The sequence below is a fragment of the Sphingomonas sp. Leaf230 genome (assembly GCF_001421745.1).
In the GTDB taxonomy this organism is placed as follows: domain Bacteria; phylum Pseudomonadota; class Alphaproteobacteria; order Sphingomonadales; family Sphingomonadaceae; genus Sphingomonas.
Map to the genome: position 1 here is coordinate 125,251 of NZ_LMKW01000012.1, position 23,166 is coordinate 148,416.

Consider the following 23,166-nt stretch of genomic DNA (forward strand, 5'->3'; position numbering starts at 1 on the left):
CTACCCCCTTTTACGGCGCGCCGATTTACCGGCGTTCCCGCAACGTCATCCCGCAACTCGATGTTGCTGTTTGATAACGTTACCACGCAACAATGCGTCGACATTGCGGAGGAGTCAATACTCATACTATCGGTGGCGTGGAGTGAAGGTCGTCGACGTCCGCAGAAACGGCGGATGGCGTTAAGGCGTGGCGTCGTCCTGCGGCGGCGACGTCGACTGTCGCTTGACGATTTCGTGGTCCAGCACCCGGTCGGCACGCTTTGCAGGGGTTCTTGGCGGCGTGGCGATCTCCGCGACCAGAAGGCCGAGCGCTTCCGCGGCGAGTCGGCGGACCGGCTGGTGCACCGTCGTCAGTGGCGGCCAGAGCATCACCGCCGCGGTGGTATCGTCGAACCCGACGACCGTCAGTTCGCGCGGCACGTCAAGTTGTCGCCGATGTGCGACCGATACGACAGCGGCGGCCATGTCGTCGTTGCTTGCGAAGATCGCGGTGGGGGGCGGATCGGTCTGGAGCAACTGGTCTCCGGCGGCGAGTCCCGAGGCAAAGCTGAAATCGCCCTGCGCGATCGTCGCACGAACGCCCGGATGTTCGCGCACCGCGGCGTAGAAGCCGTCGAGCCGCTTCAGACTGGCGACCTGGTCGGGGTTGCCGACGACGAACCCGAGCCGATGGTGACCCATCGCGATCAGCTCGCGCGTCATCTCGTACGCGGCGAGACGATCGTCGATACGGACGCAGATCACGTTGTCGACATCGTGCGCGCCGACCGCCGCCACCGGCACGCGCGCCTTGCGCAACACGTCGAGGACCGCGGCGGATTCGCTCAACGGCGGCGCGCAGATCATGCCGGAGATGCCCGACGCGACCAGGTTCTCCAGTGCAGCCGGGCTCGGCGGACGACCGTCCTCGCCCTTGAGCAAAATCAGGCGCGCGCCGCGGATCGACGCCTCCTCGAACACGCCGGTGAGGAAGTCGCTCATGAACGCGGCGCTGGGGTTGGCGTAGATCACGCCGATCTTGAGTTCGGTGGACGTGACCAGGCTGCGCGCGGCGAGGTTCGGCGTGTAGCCCAGTGCGTCGATCGCATCCTGGACGCTGGCGCGCGTGGTCGGATCGACGCTGGCGCGGCCGTTGATGACGCGCGACACGGTCATCGGGGATACCCCGGCCTGCGCGGCGACATCGATGATCGTCGGGCTACGCGAGCGCCGAGCGCGTTCCTTCACACCGATCCCTTCAACCCCGTCCGACGATCGTCACGTCGAGCCCCTCAATACGAACCATACACAACGAAGCGACCTAGACCTTTGGCCCCGCGATGCAAGTTGGTCGGATCTCGACCAGAGTATGCCGACCCGCCGAACACTCATGTTGACGTTATCATTAGTCTGCGTAATCTATCTGGATACGCACTGCGACGTCGGGATCGAACCGGCGCGTCGCGATCATCGCCGCAATGGCGAGCACGCACCAAGGGGAGAGATCGATGAAATCGGTCGTCGCAGCGTTCGTCCTGTTCGCGGGTCAAGCCACGGTCTTCGTCTCGGCCGAGGCGCAACGGGCTCAGCCTATCGCCGTCCGGATCGACGCAACGGCGCGGTCTGCGGCGGTCACACCCTATGAATACGGCATGTTCATCGAACCGATCGGCGGACTCGTCGCGCGGACGCTGTGGGCGGAGATGCTCGACGACCGCAAATTCTACTACCCGATCGGCCCCGCCGCGAGCGACGCGCCACCACCGGTCAATGCCGAAGGGCGGCCCGGTGTCGTCTACCGCAAATGGCGCCCGATCGGCGGCGACGCTGCCGTGACGATGGACACGCAGCATCCGTACGTCGGCACGCAGAGCGCGCGGATCGCGGTGTCCCCCGACCATGTCACGGGCATCGGCCAAAGTGGTATCGAGGTCGTCCGCGGCCGGCGGTATGTCGGCAAGCTCAAACTGAGTGGCGAGCCAGGCGTGGCGGTGTCGGTGGCGTTGGTCTGGGGCGATCGGCCGCAGGACCGGCAGGTCGTGCCGCTGCCGACGCCCGGCGCGGACTGGAGCGAGGCCAGCTTCGCGTTCACGCCGACCGTGGCGGCGTCCGATGCGCGGCTGGAGATCACAGGCACCGGCACCGGCGTTTTTCGGGTCGGCGTGGTGTCGCTGATGCCGGCGGACAACGTCAATGGCTGGCGCGCGGATACGACCGCGATCGCGAAGTCGCTGAACTCGGGCTTCTGGCGCCTGCCCGGCGGAAACTTCCTGTCCGACTGGGATTGGCACGAGGCGATCGGGCCCCGCGATGCACGCCCGCCGATGTTCGATCACGCCTGGAGCGCGATGCAGCCGAACGATCTAGGCATGGACGAATGGATGGACCTGACGCGAATCCTGGGCGTCGAACCCTATGTCACGGTCAATGCCGGGCTGGGCGATGCGAACTCAGCGGCGGAGGAGGTCGAATATCTGAACGGCGCGGCGACCTCCGGATGGGGCGCGAAGCGTGCGGCGAACGGTCATCCCGAGCCATACCGCGTCAAATGGTGGAACATCGGCAACGAACCGTTCGGCTGGTGGCAGATCGGCAAGACCTCGCTCGATTACTTCATGATCAAGCACAATGAATTCGCGAAGGCGATGCGCGCGAAGGACCCGTTGATAACGCTGATCGCATCGGGCGCGATGCCCGACCAGTTGCATCCGAAGGGCGTGCAACAGAACTCTTCGATCGAGAGCATCCAGGCGAAGTTCGGTACCGAGGAGGACTGGACCGGTGGCTTCTTCGCCAAGGCATGGGGCAATTTCGACGGCATCACCGAGCATTGGTATGATCGCGCGGAGAAACGACCCGATGCGCCGGCCGCCGACGAGCTTATCGAGTTCGTCCGTTCGCCCTCGAACCACGTCCGCATGGAGGCGGAGGAATGGGCAATCTACGAGACGAAATTCCCGAAGATCCGCGCCGCGAAGACATTCCTGTCGATCGACGAATACGCGTACATGGCGGGGCCACCGACGCTGAAATCCTCGCTGGCCTATGCGATGGTATTTCAGGAGATGCTCCGCCACACCGATTTCCTGACGATGTCGGCGTTCACGACTGGCGTTTCGACGATGGACATCTCGCCATCCGCAGCGACCCTCAACGCTACTGGCGCCGTGTTCAAGCTGTACGGCGAGCATTTCGGCGCCGGGACGGTTCCGCTGAAAGTCGATGGCGATGTACCGCAACCAGAGCCCAAGTATCCGGTCGGCCATGCGCATCCCAAGGTGCGCGCGGGCAGCCCGACCTATCCGCTCGACGTGATCGCCGGGCTGTCGCCGGACGGCACCAAACTGCGCCTCGCAGTGGTGAACGCGACGTTCCAGCCGCAGCGACTGAACCTTGCGCTTTCCGGCATGAGGCTGCGAGGCGGCGGCAGGCGCTGGGTCATGACGGGCAAGACGGTGGAGGCGGCGAACACGATTGCCTCCCCGAACGGCGTGACGATCGCCGAAAGCAAGGTGGCGGGGACGCGCACCGTGATGGTACCGGCGATCTCCGCAGCGATCTACGAATTGCCGATCGCGGCGGCGCACTGAGCCGGACCGCGACCGCGCCGCGCGTGGCTCCAGTTGCTCTCGACCGCAATTCGACGCGTTTTTGCAGAAGCAATGCTTGCCTAAGGCGAGCGTCGGCGGCTACCACGCGATGATAACGTTACCGAGGGGGGTGAGGGTGCGGCGCTTCAGGAATATCCGCTGGACCATCATCGGCCTGTTCGTGGTGGCGATGGTCATCAACTATCTTGCACGCAGCGTGCTGGGCGTCGCGGCGCCGGCGATTATGGCCGAGCAGCATATCAGCGCCGCCGAATATTCCTGGATCACCGGCGCATTCCAGATCGGCATCATGTTCCAGCCGCTCGCCGGCTATGTGCTCGACGTGGTCGGGCTGAAGATCGGCTTCACGCTGTTCGTCACGGTCTGGTCGCTGATCACGATGGCGCACGGACTGGCGACCGGTTGGATGGGATTCGCCGGCTTGCGCGGTGCGCTGGGGCTGGTCGAGGGATCGGCGCAACCCGCGGGCATGAAGCTGGTCGCCGAATGGTTTCCGGCCCGAGAGCGCGGTGTCGCGGGCGGCATCTATCAGATCGGGGCCTCGTTCGGCGCGGTGTTCGCGCCGCCGCTGGTGGCCTGGGCGGTGCTCAACCATAGCTGGCGGGCGGCCTTCTTCATTGCCGGCGCGCTCGGGCTGGTGTGGGTGATCGCCTGGCTGTTCTGGTATGCGCCGCCCGCAAAACATCGACGGTTGTCGCCGGCGGAACGGACGCTGATCGTCGAAGGACAGGAGGCATCGCTCGCCACGCATCGCAAGCGTCCCCCGCTCGGCGAACTGCTGCGGCGTCGTAACCTGTGGGCGATCGCGGCGGCGCGGTTCCTCGCCGATCCGGTGTGGGGCATGCTGTCGTTCTGGATGCCGCTATACCTCGTGCAGGTGCGCCATTTCGATCTCGGCCAGATCGCGATGTTCGCGTGGCTGCCGTTCCTGGCGGCGGACCTCGGATGCCTGTTCGGGCCGATCGTGGTGGCGTGGCTGCAACGGCGCGGTGTCGACCTGATCGATGCGCGGCGCGGCGCCTTCACGGTGGGTGCGGTGCTGATGACGGGGATGATGTTCGTCGGCACGGTGACCAGCCCGATCGCGGCGATCGCGCTGCTGTGCCTCGGCGGTTTCGCGCACCAGACACTGTCGGTAACGGTCATCACGCTGTCGTCGGACCTGTTTCCGCAGGATCAGGTCGCGACCGCGACGGGGATGTCGGGCACCGCCGCCAATCTCGGCGTGCTGATCTTCACGCTGGTGCTCGGCTCGATGGTCGCGGAGGTCGGCTACCAGCCGTTCTTCATCCTGCTCGGGCTGCTCGACCTGGTCGGCGCCGCACTCCTCTGGGTCCTGATACGAAAGCCCGCATGACTATTCGCAACCCGATCCTTCCCGGCTTCAATCCGGACCCGTCGATCGTCCGCGTCGGCGACGATTACTACATCGCGACCTCGACCTTCGAATGGTACCCGGGCGTCCAGATCCACCAATCGCGCGATCTCGCGAACTGGCGGCTGACAGCGCGGCCGCTCAACCGCGCGAGCCAGCTGGACATGCGCGGGAACCCGGACTCGTGCGGAGTATGGGCGCCGGACCTGACCCATGCGAACGGCCGGTTCCACCTAATCTACACCGACGTGAAGCGTTACGGCCAGACCACGATCGATGGTGCGCGGGGCGCGTCGCTGCGCGATTTCCACAATTACTGGGTCACGGCGGAGCATATCGATGGGCCGTGGTCCGATCCCGTCCACCTCAACAGCAGTGGCTTCGACCCGGCGCTGTTCCATGACGATGACGGGCGGAGCTGGCTGCTCAACATGCTGTGGGACCACCGGCCGGGCGGGCGTCGGTTTGCCGGGATCGTGGCGCAGGAGATCGATCTCGCGACGGGCGACATGCTTGGCGACCGTCGCATGATCTTCGAGGGGACTTCGCTCGGCTTCACCGAGGGCCCGCACCTCTACAAGCAAGACGGCTGGTATCACCTGTTGGTCGCCGAGGGCGGCACAGAGCGCAATCATGCCGTCGTGATGGCACGGTCACGGTCGCTGTTCGGCCCGTACGAGGTACATCCGGATGGCCCGGTACTGACCGCGGCGGGCAAGCAGGGCATGCAGTTGCAGCGGACCGGGCACGGCGATCTGGTCGAGACACCGACCGGCGAAACCTGGATGGTGTATCTGTGCGGACGGCCGCTGCCCGTCAGTGATCGGTGCGTGCTGGGCCGCGAGACAGCGATCCAGCCTATGCGCTGGGGCGAGGACGGCTGGCTGCGGACGCTCGACGGCGACGCGAGTCCGGCGCTGATCGTGGAGGATAGTACGGCGTCGGCCGCTTCCGAACCGCGGCGTGACCGCAGCGTGTTCGATACCGCGACGTTGCCTGATGCCTTCCAGTGGCTGCGCACCCCGGATGCCGACCGGTTGTTCAGCCTGACCGCGCGGCCCGGTTTTCTGCGCCTCTACGGCCGCGAGACGATCGGCAGCCATTTCACGCAGTCGCTGGTCGCGCGCCGGCAGCAAGCGTTCGCTTACGCCGCCGAGACGCTCGTCACGTTCGAACCGCGCCATTTCCAGCAGGCGGCGGGGCTGGTCTGCTACTATAATTCGACCAAGTTCCATTATCTGCACGTCACCGCCGACGACGATGGCCGGCGCGTGCTGCAGGTGCTGTCGGCGATACCGACTCCGCTCGGCAGCAGCGTGATCACCCATCCGATCGCGATCGACGCGGGACCGATCGGACTGCGGGTCGAGGTGGATCACGAAAGCCTTCGCTTCGGATACCGGTATGCGGGATCGAGCGCGTGGACCTGGCTCGCGGACCGGTTCGACGCGAGCATCCTGTCCGACGAGGCGACCCTGCCGGGCCTGCCCAACTTCACCGGCGCCTTTGTCGGGATGGCGTGCCAGGATATGTCGGGCGCAGGCGAACCGGCCGATTTCAGCTATTTCGAGTATGTCGAAGCCGGCGGCGACTGAGCGGACTGAACGCGGCGTTAATCCCCGTTCAGTCCGTGACCACTGGCCCAGCCTTATGCCGCGATCTTCAAGTCCTGCATCACGTCGGCGGTGATCGACAGGCTCCGCTTGCGTGCTTCGTGGTCGTAGATCGCGCTGGTCACCATGACCTCGTCGACGCCGGTCCGCTCGACGAACGCCGCGATGCCGCGCGCGACCTTGGCCGGGCTGCCGACCGCCGAGCATTGCAGCACGTGGTCGAGGATCTGGTTGCCCTGCGCGCCGAGCGACTCGCGGTAGCCGGCGAGGGGGGGCTTCATCTTGCCGGGGTTGCCGGTGCGGAGCGCGACGAACGACTGCTGCTGCGAGGTGGCGAGAAGTTCGGCCTCCGCATCGGTCTCGGCCGCGAACACGTTGAAGCCTGCCATGACGTGCGGCTTGGCGAGGCGTGCTGAGGGGCGGAAATCGCGGCGGTAGATTGCGAGCGCGGCATCGAGGGCGTCTGGCGCGAAGTGCGAGGCGAACGCGTAGGGCAGGCCGAGCGCTGCCGCCAGCTGTGCGCCGAACGTGCTGGAACCGAGGATCCACATCTCGACGTCCGCGCCTGCGCCCGGGGTCGCGACGATGCCGGTCTGGCCGTCGTTGGCGAAGTAGCTCTGGAGCTCCATCACGTCCTGCGGGAAGGCGTTGGCGTCGGTTTCGAGCGTGCGGCGCATCGCGCGCGCGACACGCTGGTCGGAACCGGGTGCGCGGCCGAGGCCGAGGTCGATGCGGCCGGGGAACAGCGCATCGAGCGTGCCGAACTGCTCGGCGATCGTCAGAGGCGCGTGATTGGGGAGCATGATGCCGCCCGAGCCTACGCGGATCGTCTTGGTGGCGGCGGCTATGTGCGCGATCACGACGGCGGTCGCGGCCGATGCGATACCGGTCATGCCGTGGTGTTCGGCGACCCAATAGCGCTGGAACCCGACGCTCTCGGCGTGCCGCGCGAGGTCGGCCGCGTTGGCGAGCGATTGGGAGACGGTGCCGCCTTCGATGACGGGGACCAGATCGAGCAGGGAATAGCGTGTCATGCGGCAGAGATAGGTACCGAACGGTAGCTTATCCAGTGTTTCGGCCGAATGGTTTGTTTGGCTTCGGCTCCCCTCCCTGGAAGGGAGGGGTTGGGGGTGGGTCGGGTTCCGCATGTTCGCAGGGTTGTGGCTCGATCGGGCCGACCCACCCCCGGCCCCACCCTTTCAGGGAGGGGGGAAGAAGTCAGAAGCCCAGGCTGTACCGCATCGCCATGCCGTAGTCGTTGGGGAGCGCGGCGAAGTTGCCTGGGTCGCGGCGGAAGAACAGGTTGGTGTCGAGGCCGCCGCCGAACGCGGGAACCCCGTAGCGCATCTCGACATCGAGTTCGCGGCCTTGCGGGGCGAGGTTTACGCGTTGGGTGGTCCAGTCGGTGACAGTACCGCTTGTGTAGTCGAAATAGGTTGGCAGCCCGAGGTCGATGCCGCCGTGGGCTACGCGCAACGGTTGCGCGATGCGGAGGCCGAGCGTGTCGTGGGCGAACACGCCGTCCTTGCCGATGTCGGCGGCGAAGGCGTTGGTGCGGACGAGGCCGTCGCCGCTGAGACCGCCGCGTACGGCTGCTTGTGTCCAGCCCTGGCGCATCGAACCGCCGATGCTCCAGCCGCTCCCCGCATCGAACCGCGCCTTGGTGTCCACGAACCACGTTGCCGCGCGGGTCGCGCCGAGCGCCGCGTCGAAGCGCGCGCCGAGGACGGTGTCGCGCTCGTCCATCCGTGTGGCGGCGACCATTGTCGACAGCGCGCCGAAGCGTCGGTCCACGGCAAGCGAGACGCGATTGTAGCCGGAGCGCTGCCAGCGGTCGCGCAGGCGGAGGTCGCTGTCACGTTGGGTGAGTACGTCGCCATTCTCGATTCCGGCGGTGAAGCCGAACCCGCCAAAGCTCTGCCGCATCGCACTCGACGCTCGAATGGTGCTGTCGAAGCCCAGACCGCCGGGGTTGGCGATCAGGAAGGCGGGCTCGGACTGGCCGGAAAGCTGTGCACTGAGCGCGTTCGATCCTTGTGCGAAGCCGAAGCCGAACGACAGCGTGCTGCCGAGCTTCTGCGTCACCATCCCGGCGATCGCGCGCGCGCCGGTCGCGTCGGCGGTGGAGAGCGAGGTGCGATCGAGCGCGACGTCGCCGTTCGCGCGCGGCGCTAGCGTCATCGAGACGGTCATGTTGCCTTGCGCCAATGCGACCGTGCGGAACCGCGACTGCAGCGCGCCGCCGAGCGAGCGGTCCGGGCTGCGGCGGGCGATCGTCTTGGCGAGGTCGATCGCGAACGCGCGGCTGTAGCCGTCGAGGATTACCGCGCCGAGTTCGCCCTGGGTCGCGTCGCCCATCGGCGCGGACAGGCTGGCATTGCCGCTCGTAGAGACGACCGCTTTCGACCCCGCGATCGAGGTCGTGCCGAGCGGTTGGAACGCGCGCGTCAGGTCGAGCACGCCGTTGCCGTACACCGCGTCGACTCCGGGCGCGCCGACATCGCGTGCGCTGCGAAACAGGATGTCGACGATCTGCGCACCGGTAAGATTGGGGAAGGCCTGGGCCAGCAACGCGACCGCGCCAGAAATCTGCGGGGCGGCGAACGATGTGCCCGACCAGAGGTAGGCGGTGTCGGTCGCGTCGGGCGCACGGACGCTTTCGCCGACTGCGGTGAGGAAGTGCGCGGCGCCGGTGCCTGCGCGGTCGCTAAAGGTGGAGATCCCGTCGCTCGCGCCGACCGAGCCGGCGATGATCACCTGGTTGCGGCTTTGCGCTTCGCCGGCGACGTTGGTGAAGGGGTCGGGATTGACCGAACCGTCATTGCCCGCCGCGATCACGACGACCAGCCCGGCAGCAGTCGCGCGGCCGATCGCGTCCTTCAGGCTTTGCGGCATCTCGGAGCCGCCTAGCGAGATGTTGACGACCTTCGCACCTGCCGTACGGGCCGCATCGAGCCCGCGCGTGATCGCGTCGGTACCGAACTTGCAGCCCGAATCCTCGTCGTCCTTGCTCGCGGTGGCGCAAGTACCGGGGCGGTCGGCGCGGAGGACGATTAGCGTCGCGTCGAATGCCACGCCGTGCGAGCCCGCGCCATTCCTTCGGCCCGCCAGAGTGAAGGCGACCGCGGTGCCGTGGCCGCCTTCGTCGTCGATCGAGCTATTGCCGGCGACGTCCTGCGAGGCGGACGAAACGCGGGTGCCGAACTCCTGGCTTTGCAGGTCGATGCCGCTGTCGATCACGCCGACGCCGATCCCCCTGCCGGTCGCGCCGACATTGTACGCGGCCAGCGCGTTCATCGAGACCGCGCCGACGGTCGCGCGATATTCGGTGGTGTCGTTGCTTGACGGCGTGGGGGTGGGCGCGGGTGTCGGGCTAGGCGTTGGCGCTGGTGTCGGAAGCGGCGTCGGCGTCGGGGTGGAAACCGTGGGAGGGGCCGGCGTGCTGTTGATACCGCCGCCGCCGCCGCCTCCACAGGCGGCGAGCAGCAGGCCACTTGCCACCGCCGCCGTTCTCAGCAGCCCCGCCTTCGTGCCGCGCATTCATCCCGCCCTTTTGTGATTTTCCGTAACATACTGGAATGCAAAGCCTTACGCGATCGTAAACATCGGTCCTGAAGGTCGGCAGTGCCGCACTCCGCTTGTCGCCGCGCGCTGCGGTCCGTAGAGGTTCCGGCCGATGCTTGCCCGCCTTGACCCCCGCCTCGACCATGTCCGCAACTGGATCTTCGATCTCGACAACACGCTGTACCCGGCGAGCGCGGACCTGTTCGCGCAGGTCGACGCGCGGATGACCGGGTTCATCCAGGACCTGCTCGGGCTGGAGCATGACGAGGCGCGGCGCGTGCAGAAGGGGTATTTCCACAATCACGGCACGACGCTGTCGGGGTTGATGGCCGAGCATCACGTCGATCCGCACGCGTTCCTGGCGCATGTCCACGACATCGAGATGGACGTGTTGGAGCATGACGCGCCGCTGGTCGCCGCGATCGCCAAGCTGCCGGGGCGGAAACTTGTCTTCACCAATGGCGACAAGCCCTATGCGCTCAAGATCCTCGACCGGCTCGGGCTCGGCGAGAGCTTCGAGGCGATCCACGATATCCACGCGATGAACCTGATGCCGAAGCCGCATGCCTCGGCCTATGCAGGGTTCTGCGCTGCGTTCGACATCGATCCGCGGGAGTCGCTGTTCGCCGACGACATGGCGCGCAACCTGACGCCGGCCAAGGCGATCGGGATGACCACCGTCTGGATCGACAACGGCTCCGAACAGTCGCCCGACACCGAGCGCGATCATATCGATTTTACCGTGCCGGTGCTTGCGCCATGGCTCGAAACCATCCTGGAGACATCATGACCTTGCAGACCATCATCGACGCCGCCTGGGATGACCGCGCGAACCTCGGGCTCGATACCAAGGGCGAAGTGCGCGACGCCGTCGAGTCCGCGCTGGCGATGCTGGACGCCGGGACCGCGCGCGTTGCCGAGCCGATCGCCGATGGCTGGCAGGTCAACCAGTGGTTAAAGAAGGCCGTGCTGCTCTCGTTCCGGCTCAACGACAACGTGGTGATCGACGGCGGTTCGGCGGGGTCCCCGGGGTTCGACAAGGTGCCGTCGAAGTTCTCGAGCTGGGGTGAGACCGAGTTCCGTACGGCTGGCATTCGCGTCGTTCCCGGTGCGGTCGCGCGGCGCGGGAGTTTCATCGCCAAGGGTGCGATCCTGATGCCGAGCTTCGTCAACATCGGCGCCTATGTCGGCGAGGGCACGATGGTCGACGCCTGGGCGACGGTCGGGTCGTGCGCGCAGATCGGCAAGAACGTGCATCTGTCGGGTGGCGCCGGCATCGGCGGCGTGCTCGAGCCGTTGCAGGCGGATCCCGTCATCATCGGCGATGGCGCCTTCATCGGCGCGCGCGCGGAAGTGGCGGAGGGCGTCCGCGTAGGCGAGGGCGCGGTGCTGTCGATGGGCGTGTATTTGGGCGCCTCGACCAAGATCATCGACCGCGCGACCGGCGAAGTGTTCAAGGGCGAAGTGCCGCCCTATTCCGTCGTCGTGCCGGGCTCGATCGGTGGCGGGGACGGCAAGCCGGCCTTGTACTGCGCGGTGATCGTCAAGCGTGTCGATGCGCAAACTCGTTCCAAAACCTCGATCAACGACCTGCTGAGGGACTGATCGGGTCGACAACCGGATGGCCGCTGCCTATCCGGGACGAAACATACCGAGGAGATAGACTTTGACCGCTGCTGCCAGCCAGGTTCTCGACCGCGTACTCGTCCTCGAAATGGTCCGCGTGACCGAGGCGGCGGCGATCGCCGCCTCCACGCTCGTCGGGCGCGGTGACGAGAAGGCAGCGGATGCAGCGGCGGTCGAGGCGATGCGCGAGGCGCTCAACTCGCTGTACATGGACGGCACCGTGGTGATTGGCGAGGGCGAGCGCGACGAAGCCCCGATGCTGTTCATCGGCGAGAAGGTCGGCTCGGCGATCGGCAAGGGCCCGAAGATCGACATCGCGCTCGATCCGCTCGAAGGCACGACGATCTGCGCGACCGCGGGCCCGAACAGCCTCGCCGTGCTGGCGATCGCCGAGGAGGGCGGGCTGCTCAACGCGCCCGACGTCTACATGGACAAGATCGCGGTCGGGCCGGGCTATCCCGAGGGCATCATCGATCTCGACAAGACGCCGACCGAGAACATCAACGCGGTCGCCGCCGCCAAAGGCGTGCCGGCGCGCGACCTGATCGTGTGCGTGCTCGATCGGCCGCGTCACGAGGCGCTGATCGCGGAGCTGCGCCAGGTTGGGTGCGGGATCATGCTGATCGGTGACGGCGACGTCGCCGGCGTGATCGCGACGTCCGATCCAGAGACCACGGTCGACGTGTATATGGGTTCGGGTGGTGCTCCCGAGGGCGTGCTGGCGTGTGCTGCACTGCGCTGCGTCGGCGGGCAGTTCAAGGGGCGGTTGCTGTTTCGCAACGACGACGAGCGCGGGCGTGCGGCGAAGTGGGGGATTACGGATCTCGACAAGCAGTATGACCTTTCGGAACTGGCGAAGGGTGACTGCATCTTTGCGGCGACCGGGGTTACGGATGGGTCGTTGCTGGCGGGCGTGAAGCGGAAGAAGGGCAAGATGACGACGGAGAGCGTGGTGATGCGCGCGTCTTCGGGGACGGTGCGTTGGGTCAAGGGTGAGCATCGGACTGATTGATCCCCCAATACCACCCCGGCGAAGGCCGGGGCCCAATTGGAACGTCCGGAATAACTAAGCGTAACGCTCCGTTAGCGACGTTTCCCAATTGGGCCCCGGCCTTCGCCGGGGTGGAGTGCTGGGTCAGGATGGTGAACCAAACCGCATGTGTCCCCGCGAAGGCGGGGACACAGACTGGGCTCCCGCCTTCGCGGGAGAACATGTTTAGGGAGGTACGCGCATGATCCTTCCCAACGCCCTTCTCCTCGTCACGATCATGAGCCTCGTCTGGTTCCTCAAGGGCGACCTACTCGACTACCGCCGGATCAAGCGCCTCTCCGACACCGCCTCGCGCCAGAAGACCTACCGCCTGTGGATAGCCAAGGCCGCGATCGCCTTCGTCCTGCCGTCAGTGATCGGCCTAGCCTTGCTCGGCCGCCTCGACGCGCTCGTCACCGTGCCGCCCGAGTTCGACGCCCTCCGCACGCTCCTTCCCAGTTTCGAAGGCTACAGCCGCGTGGAACTGCTCGGCATGATCGGCGGCAGCGCGCTTGGTGGCCTGATCATCGGCGCGGTGCTCGCGACGCGGCGTAACTGGCGTATTCTCAAGACGATCGGCAATGTCGGCTCGCTGCTCCCGCGCAACCGGCCGGAGATCGCGCATGCCGTCGCCATGTCGATCGCGGCGGGCATCTCCGAGGAGCTCGCTTTTCGCCTGTTCCTGCCGCTGCTGGTCGCGCTCGTCTCCGGCAGCGCGTTCGTCGCGTTCGGTGTCGCGGTCGCGGCGTTCGGCGCGATGCATCTGTATCAGGGGCGGGCGGGCGTGATCGCGACCACGCTGGTCGGCGCGCTGATGGCGGCGGTGTATCTGCTGACCGGCGAATTGTGGCTGGCGATGGTCCTGCACGCGCTGATCGATCTCAATTCGCTGGTATTGCGCCCGATGCTGACCGGAGCGTGGCGCGCGGCTTGACTTCGCAGCCTTGGGTTCGTCCAATCAAGGCACGGTCCACGAAGGGAATTCCATGTCGCGTAACGCCTTCCTGCTCGCGCTTGCGGTCACCGCCGCTGTCCCGGCCGCCACGCTCGCGCAGACCGCGCCACAAGCCGCGACCCAATCCCCCTTTACCTTCGAAGAGGTGATGGTGCCGATGCGCGACGGCGCGAAGTTGCAGACGGTGATTATGCGGCCGCGCGGGATGACCGGGCCGCTGCCGATCCTGCTCCAGCGAACGCCTTACGGCGTGCCCGATGCGCCGTTTCCCACCGCCGATCGCTTCGCGCCGTTGATGAAGGACGGCTATGTCTTCGTGTTCCAGTCGATGCGCGGGCGGTTTAAGTCGGACGGGGTGTTCACGCTCTCGACCGCGGTCCACCTCGGCGATACCAAAGCGGTCGACGAGGCGACGGATGCGTACGACACGGTCGGCTGGCTGGTGAAGAACGTCCCCGCCAACACTGGCAAGGTCGGCATGTGGGGCGTGTCCTATCCGGGGTTCGCCGCCGCCGTAGCGCTGGCGAACCCGCATCCGGCGCTGAAGGCGGTCTCCCCGCAAGCGGCGTGGATCGATTACTGGCAGTCGGACGACCTGCACCGCAACGGCGCGCTGCGGCTGAGCTATGCGACCGACTGGGTGTCGTCGCTGCAACTCGACAAGACGAAGAATTCCGACTTCGCGTATCCGAGCGATACCTACGACTATTTCCTCAAGGCGGGCTCGGCGGAGGCGATCGACCGGACCGTGTTCAAGGGGCGGGTGCCGATGTTCACGTCGCTACTCGATCACCCCAATCACGACGGCTTTTATACAGCGCAGCGCTGGACCGACGCGCTCGGGAAGACGACCGTGCCGACGCTGAACGTCGCCGGGTTCTGGGATCAGGAGGATCCGTGGGGCTCGTGGCAGATTTACGCCAAGCAGAAGCGCAACGATCCGAACCATCTGGCGCAGATGGTGGCGGGGCCGTGGCGGCATGGTGGGTGGCAGGGCGTGGCGGATCACCTTGGCCCGATCCCGCTAGGGACGGCGAGCGGCACGCAGTTTCAGGAACAGATTCAGGCGCCGTTCTTCGCATACTGGCTGCACGGTAAGGGACCGCGGCCGGACTTTGCGGCGAAGATGTTCCAGTCGGGGTCGAACGTGTGGAAGACCTACGCGGCTTGGCCTCCGACGGGCGCGAAGACGACCGCGCTGTATCTGCATGCGGACGGCAGCCTGTCGTTCACCGCGCCGGCCGCTGGCGAGGGATGTCGCGACTACGTGTCCGATCCGGCGAATCCGGTGCCGTTCCGCCGACGACCGATGTCGGCGACGTATGCTAGCCCCGATTGGGCGTGGTGGGAGGCGGACGACCAGCGCTTCGTCGATCACCGGCCCGACGTGCTTGGGTATGTGTCGGAGCCTCTGACTGCCGACCTGACCGTGACGGGGGCGCTGGCGGCGACGTTGCAGGCGTCGACGAGCGGGACCGACAGCGATTTCGTGGTGAAGCTGATCGATGTGCTGCCCGACGATACCGAGTCGATGACGGGGCGTAGCCTTCAGCCAGGCGACTATGCCCGGACGCTCAACGGGTATCAGTTGCCGATCGCGATGGAAGTGCGGCGAGGGCGGTTCCTGGCGAGCGATACGGCGCCGCAGCCGTTGGTGCCGGGGAAGGTGGTCGCGTGGGACGTGCCGCTGCGTGACCACGATCATGTGTTCAAGGCGGGGCACCGGATCATGGTGCAGGTGCAGTCGAGCTGGTTCCCGATGATCGACCGCAACCCGCAATCGTTCGTGCCGAACATCGGGCGGGCGAAACCGGCGGATTACGTGAAGGCGACGCAGAAGGTCTGCGCGGGATCGCGGATCACGTTGCCGGTCATGCGCTAAAAAGCTTGTTCTCCCGCGAAGGCGGGAGCCCAGACTGGGTCCCCGCCTTCGCGGGGAAACATGCTTCCAACGTCAGTTCTTCATCCGCCAGCCGGTCTTGAAGATCCAGGCGATCGCGATCAGGCATACGGCGAGAAAGCCCGCCGTCACCGCGAGGCTGACCCCGACCGCGACGTCGCCGACCCCGAAGAAGCTCCAGCGGAACCCGCTCACCAAATAGACGACCGGGTTGAACAGGCTGAACGTCCGCCAGGGCTGGGGCAGCATGTCGATCGAGTAGAACGCGCCGCCGAGGAAGGTCAGCGGCGTGATCAGCAGCGCGGGGACGAAGTTTAGCTGCTCGAAGCCGTTGGCCCAGACGCCGATGATGAACCCGAACAGGCTGAACGCCACGGCCGTCAGGATCAGGAACGCGATCATCGCGAACGGGTGCTCGATCCGCAGCGGCACGAAGAACGACGCGGTGGCGAGGATGATCAGCCCGAGGATCACCGACTTGGTGGTCGCCGCGCCGACATAGCCGATCACCATCTCCATCGCCGAGACGGGCGCCGACAACAGCTCGTAGATCGTGCCGGTGAACTTGGGGAAGTAGATGCCGATCGACGCGTTCGAGATGCTCTGCGTGAGCAGCGACAGCATGATCAGGCCGGGGACGATGAAGCTGCCATAGCCTACGCCGCCGACCTGCTGCATGCGGCTGCCGATCGCGCCGCCGAAGACGATGAAATACAGCGAGGTGGTGAGAACGGGCGTGACGAGGCTCTGCCACAGGGTGCGCAATGCGCGCGCCATTTCGAAGCGGTAGATCGCCCAAATACCGTGAGTATTCATGCGCGTTCTCCGACGAGATCGACGAAGATGTCTTCGAGGCTCGATTTGCTGGTTTCGAGGTCCTTGAAGCCGATGCCGAGTTCGCTGAGTTTGCGGAGAAGCGACGGGATTCCGGTGTGATCGGCCTGCGCGTCGAAGACGTAGCGCAGGCGCTTGCCGTCGTCTTCCAGCGACAGGTCCCACTCTGCGAGGTCGGCGGGGATCGTCGTCATCGGGTCCTGCAGCGCGATGTCCAACTCGCGCTTGCCGAGCTTCTTCATCAGCGACGCCTTGTCATCGACGAGCAGCAGCTTGCCCTTGTTGATGACGCCGACGCGGTCGGCCATTTCCTCGGCTTCCTCGATGTAGTGCGTCGTCAGGATGATCGTCGTGCCGCCTTCGCGAAGGCGGTGGACAAGCTTCCACATGTCGCGGCGCAGCGCCACGTCGACGCCTGCGGTGGGCTCGTCGAGGAACAGAATTTCGGGTTCGTGCGCGAGCGCTTTCGCAATCAGCACGCGGCGCTTCATCCCGCCGGAGAGTTCGCGGATCTTCGCGTCGCGCTTGTCCCAGAGCGAGAGGTCGCGCAGCACCTGTTCGATGTACGCGCTGTGGCCCGAGCGGCCGAACAGACGGCGGCTGAAAGTGACGGTGGCGAGCACCGTCTCGAACATGTCGACGTTGAGTTCCTGCGGCACGAGGCCGATGCGGCTGCGCGCCTGCTTATAGTCGCGGATCGCGTCGAAGCCGGCGACCTTGATCGTGCCGGCGGACGGCGTGACGATGCCGCAGATGATGCTGATGAGCGTCGTCTTGCCCGCGCCGTTGGGGCCGAGGAGGGCGAAGATCTCGCCCTTTTTGATGTCGAGGTCGACGGGGTGGAGGGCTGTGGTGCCGCTCTTGTAGGTCTTGGTGACGCCCGCGATGGACAGGATCGGTTCGGTCATTGGCACCCCTTTTTGTGAGGGGAAGATGGGGGTGGTGGGACGTGAATGATAGGCCTTCCCGCGCCTTCTTGTTCTCCCGCGAAGGCGGGAGCCCAGACTGGGTCCCCGCCTTCGCGGGGAAACAAGGAGAGGAGCGTCAACCGGCCCGCGCTGCCGCTACGGCTTTTTGCAGGTCTTCCAACGGCAAAGCGCCGGACAATACTCGGTCGCCGACTACCCAGCTAGGCGTGCCGGTCATGCCGAGCTTGGCGGCGGTTTCCATGTTCTTGGCTATTTCGGCGTCGGCGGTCTTGGTGAAGCTGGCCTGCGTCGTGTCGACACCCGCCTTGTTCGCCGCGGCGGCGATCGAGGCGTCGCTGACGGGGCCGCCGGCGTAGAGCGCGTCGTGGAAGGTGGCGAACTTGCCCTGTTGTGCGGCGGCGAGGCTGGCGCGGGCGGCGATGCGGCTTTCGGCGCTGAGGATCGGGAGTTCGCGGAAGACCACGCGGACCTTGGGATCGGCGGCGATCAGCTTGGCGATCATCGGCAGGCTCGCGCGGCAGTATCCGCAATTGTAATCGAAATACTCGACGAGCGTGACGTCGCCCTTGGGGTTGCCGGCCCAGGCGCTGCCGAACGGCGTGACGATCGCGTCGTGGTTGGCGGTGACGGTCTTGCCGGACTCGCGGTCACGGAGTTTCTCCATCGCCTCGGGGAGGATCTCGGGGTGCGCCAGGACATAGTCGTGGACGATCGATTCGACCTGCGCGCGCTCGACGCCGCCGCCCTGGCGGTCAAAGCCCCAAACCGCGAGGCCTCCGATGACGGCACCAGCGATTGCGATCGCCGGGAATGTAAGTTTGCTCATTTGCGGCGCTTATACTGCTTGGGATTGTCGTCCATCTCGTTCTGCGCGGCCATCGCGATATCCTGCGCGCGGATCCAGTCGGTCGTGTTCGCCGGGATGTTCGCCAGCGCATATTGCGCGCTTGCCGACGCGGTCCGCATGTCGCCGCCCATGCTCGCGCGCTCGGCGGTGGCGAGCGCGGCGCGCGCGGTATCGCCGGTCAGTTCGTAGACGGTGCCGAGTTGCATCCAGGCGAACGGGTTCTGGTCGTCGCGGCCTACCGCGGTGCGCAACACGCGGGTCGCCTCGGGGTAGTTCGCCTTGTTCTCGGTCGCGATCAGCGCGTGGCCGAAGGTGGTGGCGATCAGCGGGTTGTTGCGCGAACCCTCCGTGGCTTCGCGCAGGGGGACCAGCGACTCAGTCGGCTTGCCCGCCTCGAGCAGGATCTGGCCTTTGATCTCGAGGAAATACGGGTCGGTGGGTTCGGCCTTCACCAGCGCGTTGGCCTCGGCGTCGGCTTTCTCGGGGTAGCCGGCTTTGTGGTAGGCATAGGCGCGGGCGTAGTGGGCGTAGATCGACTGGTTCGAAGGCGGGAAGGCTTGCAGCGTCTGGTCGGCGGGCATGACGTAGCCGGCGAGCTTGGCTTTCACGCGGCGGAAGCGTTCCTCGAGCGCGGCGTCGGGTTTGTTGGCCCAGGCGGGCGACGCTTGGAGGTCGGCGGTGAGCGTCGCGACACGTTCGCCCGAGAGCGGGTGCGACTGCATGAACGGATCGATGTTGGCGGTGCCGAAGCGGTATTCCTGCTGCTGCAATTTCTTGAAGAAGCTGAGCATGCCGCGGCCGGAGACGTTCGCCTCGCGGAGGAATTTCGCGCCGGTCGCGTCTGCGGTCGATTCCTGGACGCGGCTGAACGAGAGATAGCTGCCCATCGCCGCCTGCTGACCTGCCGCCATGATGCCGGCGCCGGCCTCGCCGCTGCCGGCCGCCATCGCGGCGAGGCCGAGGACCATCGATAGGAGGTACATGCCCATTGCGGGCTTGGTGCCGCGATCGGCGAGGACGACGTGGCCGTCGGCGATGTGCCCGAGCTCGTGCGCGATGACGCCCTGGACTTCGTTGGCGTTGTCGGCGGCCTGGATCAGGCCGGAGTGGACGTAGACGGTCTGGCCGCCGGCGACGAACGCGTTGATCGACTCGTCGTTGATGAGGACGACCTTCACGTCGCGGGTGGAGAGTCCGGCCGCCTTGACGAGCGGGTTGGACATCTCCGCGAACATGGTTTCGGTCTCGGCGTCGCGGAGGATCGACTGGGCCTGGAGGGGCGTCGTCCAGAGGAGGAGGGCGGTGGCTGCGGCGGCTACTAGGCGCTTCATTTTACGGGGTATCGTCGATTGGGGGCGGGGGGGCAATGGTCGTGCGGTCGGGCGTGCGGTGGAGTGAAGTATAGGAAGTGCAGACGCTGGGAGCGGTTTTGCGGGGGTGCGGGGAGTGTGGGTGGCATTGGGGGAGGGGAGCAGGGTTTGGGTGTGTAGGACAGAGGTTTGAGGGGGCCTTAAGAGATGCTGCGCCGGCTATCGGCCACCTCCCCGGCTATCGGTTTCCGCCCTGGCTATCAGACCACCGCCCCGGCGGAGGCCGGGGTCCAATTGGGGGACCGGGCTAACTGAGGGTGGCGCTTCGTTATTGCCACCTTTCCACTTGGGCCCCGGCCTTCGCCGGGGTGGTTGTGGATGGGGAGTTCGGCGTGCGTCACTACGGCGCTGGAACTCAAACCTCGTATCGCCCCCGTGTCTTGTTCACCCGCGAAGGCGGGTGCCCAGTCTGGGTCCCCGCCTTCGCGGGGATACAAGCTTTTCGCGGCTCGTCCGCCACCGGAGGCGTTGGACGCTGACGGATATCGTGCTGCCGGAGGATCGCTCCCCACAAACGAAAACGGGCGCGGCCTTTCGGTCGCGCCCGTTCTTTGGTCTCAGCGTCCGGGTTTAGCCGAAGGTGCGCTGCCACCAGCCGCGGCGGGGGGCGCCGTCGGGGTCGTCGTTGGCGCCGTCATCGGTACGAGGGGTCGCGACGTCCTGGGGCTGGACTTCGGCCTTGGGCGGGGTGGTTGCGATCGGCTCGGCGAGGAGCTCGCTGGTCGGCGCAGCGTCGCCGGCTTCGACGATCGGCGTCTTGCGAGGACGACCGCGGGGCTTGGCGACCTTGGCGGGTGCTTCCTCGACGACCGGTGCCTCGACCACCGCGTCCGACGCCTTGCGACGCGCACGCTTGGGCTTCGGTGCCGAGGCTTCGATGGTCTCGGCGGGCGTTGCGCTCACCTCTTCCATCGTTGCTTCCGCAACCGCGGCACGACGACGGCGGCTTGGCTTCGGCGCAGTCGGTTCGGCCGCAACCGGCTCAGGAGCGACGGGCTCCGGAACGACGACCGGCCGCGGTGCAACCGTCTCGGCTTCCGTTTCGACCGCACGGGGTTTGCGACCGCGACGTGCCTTCGGCGCTGCATCGGCCACCGCGTCGGCGATGTTCGCCGCGGCAGCAGCTGCACGCGCCCGTGGACGACGGCGCATCTTCGGACCCTCGGCGACTTCCGCGACCGGGGCTTCCTCGACGGCCGGCGCGGACGCAGGCTCGTACGGCGGCTCGGCATAGGTCGACTCGACCGGCTCATACGCTTCCGGCTCGGGAGCCTCGGCGATCAGCTGGGCGTCGTCGACGCTGCTGACGGCGACCGACTGGCCGTTCTCCGAACCCTGCTCGTTGCGGCGACCGCCGCGACGTCCCCGACGACCGCGACGACGACGGCCTTCGCCCTCGACGCCATTCGCCTGCTCGGCAGGTGCGCCAGCCTCGACCGCTTCGCCACCGGCCTCGACGATGTCGCCCTCGACCTCGTCGATCTCCTCGACGTTGGTGTCGGCGTCCTCGAACGTGCCGTCCTCGTTGACACCCTCTGCGGCGCCCTCTTCACCCGGACGCGCGCGACCGCGACGACCGCGACGACGACGGCGCTTCTTGCCGGCTTCACCGTCCGCATCGCGACCGTTCTCACGCGGCGCGCGCTGCTCGCCGTTGCCCTCGCGGGGCTCACGACCGCCCTCACGACGGCGCGGCTGCTCGACTTCGGCCTCCTCGACCTCTTCTTCCTCGATCTCGTCCTCGATCTCCTCGGGGAGATCGTCCTCGTCTTCCTCGATGATCTGGACGAATTTCGGGGCGTGTGCGGGCGGCGGGCCGCTCGCCTCGACCGTCATGTGCGCGCCTTCCTCGTCCTGGCCGGGGATGATCTCGACGATCACGCCGTAGCGATCCTCGATCTCGGCGATGTCGGCACGCTTGCGGTTGAGGATGTAAACGGCCGCTTCCTGGCTCGCGCGCAGGGTGAGCAGTGAGCCGCGACCGCGTGCGGCCTCGTCCTCGATCAGGCGGAGTGCCGAGATGCCCGACGACGATGCGGTACGGACCAGGCCGGTGCCCTCGCAATGCGGGCAGGCGCGCGTGGACGCTTCGAGCACGCCGGTGCGCAGGCGCTGGCGGCTCATTTCCATCAGGCCGAACGACGAGATGCGGCCGATCTGGATGCGCGCGCGATCGTTCTTGAGCGCCTCCTTCATCGCCTTCTCGACCTTACGGACGTTGGAATTGTTATCCATGTCGATGAAGTCGATGACGACCAGCCCGGCCATGTCGCGCAGGCGGAGCTGGCGGCCGATTTCCTGAGCGGCTTCCAAGTTGGTCGCGGTCGCGGTCTGCTCGATCGAATGCTCGCGCGTCGAACGGCCCGAGTTGATGTCGATCGAGACGAGCGCCTCGGTCGGGTTGATGACGAGGTAGCCGCCCGACTTCAGCTGGACGACGGGGTGGTACATCGCGGCAAGCTGATCCTCGACGCCGGCGCGCTGGAACAGCGGCACGGGGTCGGCGTAATGCTTGATGCGGCGGGCGTGCGTCGGCATCAGCAGGCGCATGAACTCGCGCGCCTGACGATAGCCGTCCTCGCCCTCGACGATGACCTCTTCGATTTCCTTGTTGTAGATGTCGCGGATCGCGCGCTTGATCAGGTCGCTGTCGCCGTAGACGAGCGCGGGGGCCGACGCCTTGAGCGTGGCTTCACGGATGCCGTCCCACAGGCGGGCGAGGTAATCGAAGTCGCGCTTGATCTCGACCTTCGAGCGCTGGAGGCCCGCGGTGCGGACGATGCAGCCCATCGACGGCGGCAGCTGCATGTCGGCCATGATCGTCTTGAGGCGCTTGCGATCGCCCGCGTTGCTGATCTTCCGCGAGATGCCGCCGCCATGCGACGTGTTCGGCATCAGCACGCAGTAGCGACCGGCGAGGCTCAGGTACGTGGTCAGCGCCGCGCCCTTGTTGCCGCGCTCCTCCTTGACGACCTGGACGAGCAGCACCTGGCGGCGATGGATCACGTCCTGGATCTTGTAGCGGCGGCGCAGGTTCATGCGACGCTCGCGCAGGTCCTCGACCGCGGCATCGTCGGCGCTCGGCTTGCGTTTCCGTCGCGGGGCTTCGCCACCTTCGCTGCCTTCGAGTTCCTCGGCGACGTCGGGATCTACCCCGCCATCGTCCTCGAAGCGCTCGATGTCGTCCTCGTCGTCACCCTCGTCCTCGTCCGAGTCGTAGTCGGCGCGTAGGGCGGCTTCCTCGGCGGCATGCTCGGCTTCCTCACGGAGCAGCGCGTCGCGATCTTCCTTGGGGATCTGGTAGTAATCGGGGTGGATCTCGCTGAATGCGAGGAAGCCGTGGCGATTGCCGCCGTAATCGATGAACGCCGCCTGGAGCGACGGCTCGACCCGCGTGACCTTGGCGAGGTAGATATTGCCCTTGAGCTGCTTGCGTTCGGCACTCTCGAAATCGAATTCCTCGATCCGGTTACCCTTGACGACTGCGATCCGGGTTTCTTCCCGGTGGCGTGCGTCGATCAGCATACGCGTTG

At 66.5% G+C, this 23,166-nt stretch carries 16 protein-coding genes; 8 read left to right on the plus strand and 8 right to left on the minus strand.

The annotated features are described in order from the left end of the window. Positions 1-180: 180 nt before the first annotated feature. Entirely contained in the window at positions 181-1,227 is a 1,047-nt protein-coding gene (locus ASE82_RS16530) for a LacI family DNA-binding transcriptional regulator (RefSeq protein WP_082441632.1), read from the minus strand. A 260-nt stretch (positions 1,228-1,487) separates the two neighbouring features. Here ASE82_RS16530 and ASE82_RS16535 point away from each other — a divergent pair, with 260 nt between their 5' ends. The 3 genes from ASE82_RS16535 (at position 1,488) to ASE82_RS16545 (ending at position 6,560) form a co-directional block, all read left to right on the plus strand. Further along, positions 1,488-3,569, plus strand: coding sequence for an alpha-L-arabinofuranosidase C-terminal domain-containing protein (locus tag ASE82_RS16535; RefSeq protein ID WP_200910742.1), 2,082 nt, complete (start codon positions 1,488-1,490; stop codon positions 3,567-3,569). A 136-nt stretch (positions 3,570-3,705) separates the two neighbouring features. Next, entirely contained in the window at positions 3,706-4,947 is a 1,242-nt protein-coding gene (locus ASE82_RS16540; protein ID WP_235524769.1) for an MFS transporter, read from the plus strand. Beyond that, complete coding sequence (locus tag ASE82_RS16545) at positions 4,944-6,560, plus strand: glycoside hydrolase family 43 protein (RefSeq protein ID WP_056065792.1); 1,617 nt, start codon at positions 4,944-4,946, stop codon at positions 6,558-6,560. The genes ASE82_RS16540 and ASE82_RS16545 overlap by 4 nt, the downstream gene beginning before the upstream one ends. A 53-nt stretch (positions 6,561-6,613) precedes the next feature. Here the strand turns inward: ASE82_RS16545 and ASE82_RS16550 are convergent, their stop codons facing one another. Together ASE82_RS16550 and ASE82_RS16555 are read right to left on the minus strand one after the other, a co-directional pair. Then, a complete protein-coding gene (locus tag ASE82_RS16550; RefSeq protein WP_056065795.1) occupies positions 6,614-7,612 on the minus strand; it encodes an LLM class flavin-dependent oxidoreductase in 999 nt (332 codons plus the stop codon). 184 nt (positions 7,613-7,796) lie between these two features. After that, complete coding sequence (locus ASE82_RS16555; protein WP_082441633.1) at positions 7,797-10,118, minus strand: S8 family peptidase; 2,322 nt, start codon at positions 10,116-10,118, stop codon at positions 7,797-7,799. 136 nt (positions 10,119-10,254) lie between these two features. Here ASE82_RS16555 and ASE82_RS16560 point away from each other — a divergent pair, with 136 nt between their 5' ends. The 5 genes from ASE82_RS16560 to ASE82_RS16580 all read left to right on the plus strand — a co-directional run bounded on the left by ASE82_RS16560 (position 10,255) and on the right by ASE82_RS16580 (position 15,635). Next, entirely contained in the window at positions 10,255-10,932 is a 678-nt protein-coding gene (locus tag ASE82_RS16560) for a pyrimidine 5'-nucleotidase (protein WP_056065797.1), read from the plus strand. Next, positions 10,929-11,747: a 2,3,4,5-tetrahydropyridine-2,6-dicarboxylate N-succinyltransferase gene (gene dapD / locus ASE82_RS16565; protein WP_056065799.1), complete on the plus strand. Its 819-nt coding sequence runs from the start codon at positions 10,929-10,931 to the stop codon at positions 11,745-11,747. Before ASE82_RS16560 ends, dapD begins: the two co-directional genes overlap by 4 nt. 61 nt (positions 11,748-11,808) lie before the next feature. Further along, entirely contained in the window at positions 11,809-12,780 is a 972-nt protein-coding gene (gene glpX / locus ASE82_RS16570) for a class II fructose-bisphosphatase (protein ID WP_056065803.1), read from the plus strand. Positions 12,781-13,000: 220 nt separating this feature from the next. Then, entirely contained in the window at positions 13,001-13,732 is a 732-nt protein-coding gene (locus tag ASE82_RS16575; RefSeq protein ID WP_056065807.1) for a CPBP family intramembrane glutamic endopeptidase, read from the plus strand. Positions 13,733-13,784: 52 nt separating this feature from the next. Further along, complete coding sequence (locus ASE82_RS16580; RefSeq protein WP_056065810.1) at positions 13,785-15,635, plus strand: CocE/NonD family hydrolase; 1,851 nt, start codon at positions 13,785-13,787, stop codon at positions 15,633-15,635. A 72-nt stretch (positions 15,636-15,707) separates the two neighbouring features. Here the strand turns inward: ASE82_RS16580 and ASE82_RS16585 are convergent, their stop codons facing one another. The 5 genes from ASE82_RS16585 to ASE82_RS16605 form a co-directional block, all read right to left on the minus strand. After that, positions 15,708-16,469, minus strand: a complete 762-nt coding sequence (locus ASE82_RS16585) for an ABC transporter permease (protein WP_056065813.1) — start codon at positions 16,467-16,469, stop codon at positions 15,708-15,710. Beyond that, complete coding sequence (locus tag ASE82_RS16590; RefSeq protein WP_056065816.1) at positions 16,466-17,395, minus strand: ABC transporter ATP-binding protein; 930 nt, start codon at positions 17,393-17,395, stop codon at positions 16,466-16,468. Before ASE82_RS16590 ends, ASE82_RS16585 begins: the two co-directional genes overlap by 4 nt. Positions 17,396-17,531: 136 nt before the next feature. After that, positions 17,532-18,242 (minus strand): DsbA family protein, encoded by a 711-nt coding sequence (locus tag ASE82_RS16595; RefSeq protein ID WP_056065819.1) that lies wholly within the window; start codon positions 18,240-18,242, stop codon positions 17,532-17,534. Then, complete coding sequence (locus ASE82_RS16600) at positions 18,239-19,594, minus strand: M48 family metalloprotease (protein ID WP_056065822.1); 1,356 nt, start codon at positions 19,592-19,594, stop codon at positions 18,239-18,241. Before ASE82_RS16600 ends, ASE82_RS16595 begins: the two co-directional genes overlap by 4 nt. Positions 19,595-20,203: 609 nt before the next feature. Next, positions 20,204-23,158 (minus strand): ribonuclease E/G, encoded by a 2,955-nt coding sequence (locus tag ASE82_RS16605; protein ID WP_056065825.1) that lies wholly within the window; start codon positions 23,156-23,158, stop codon positions 20,204-20,206. Positions 23,159-23,166 lie beyond the last annotated feature (8 nt).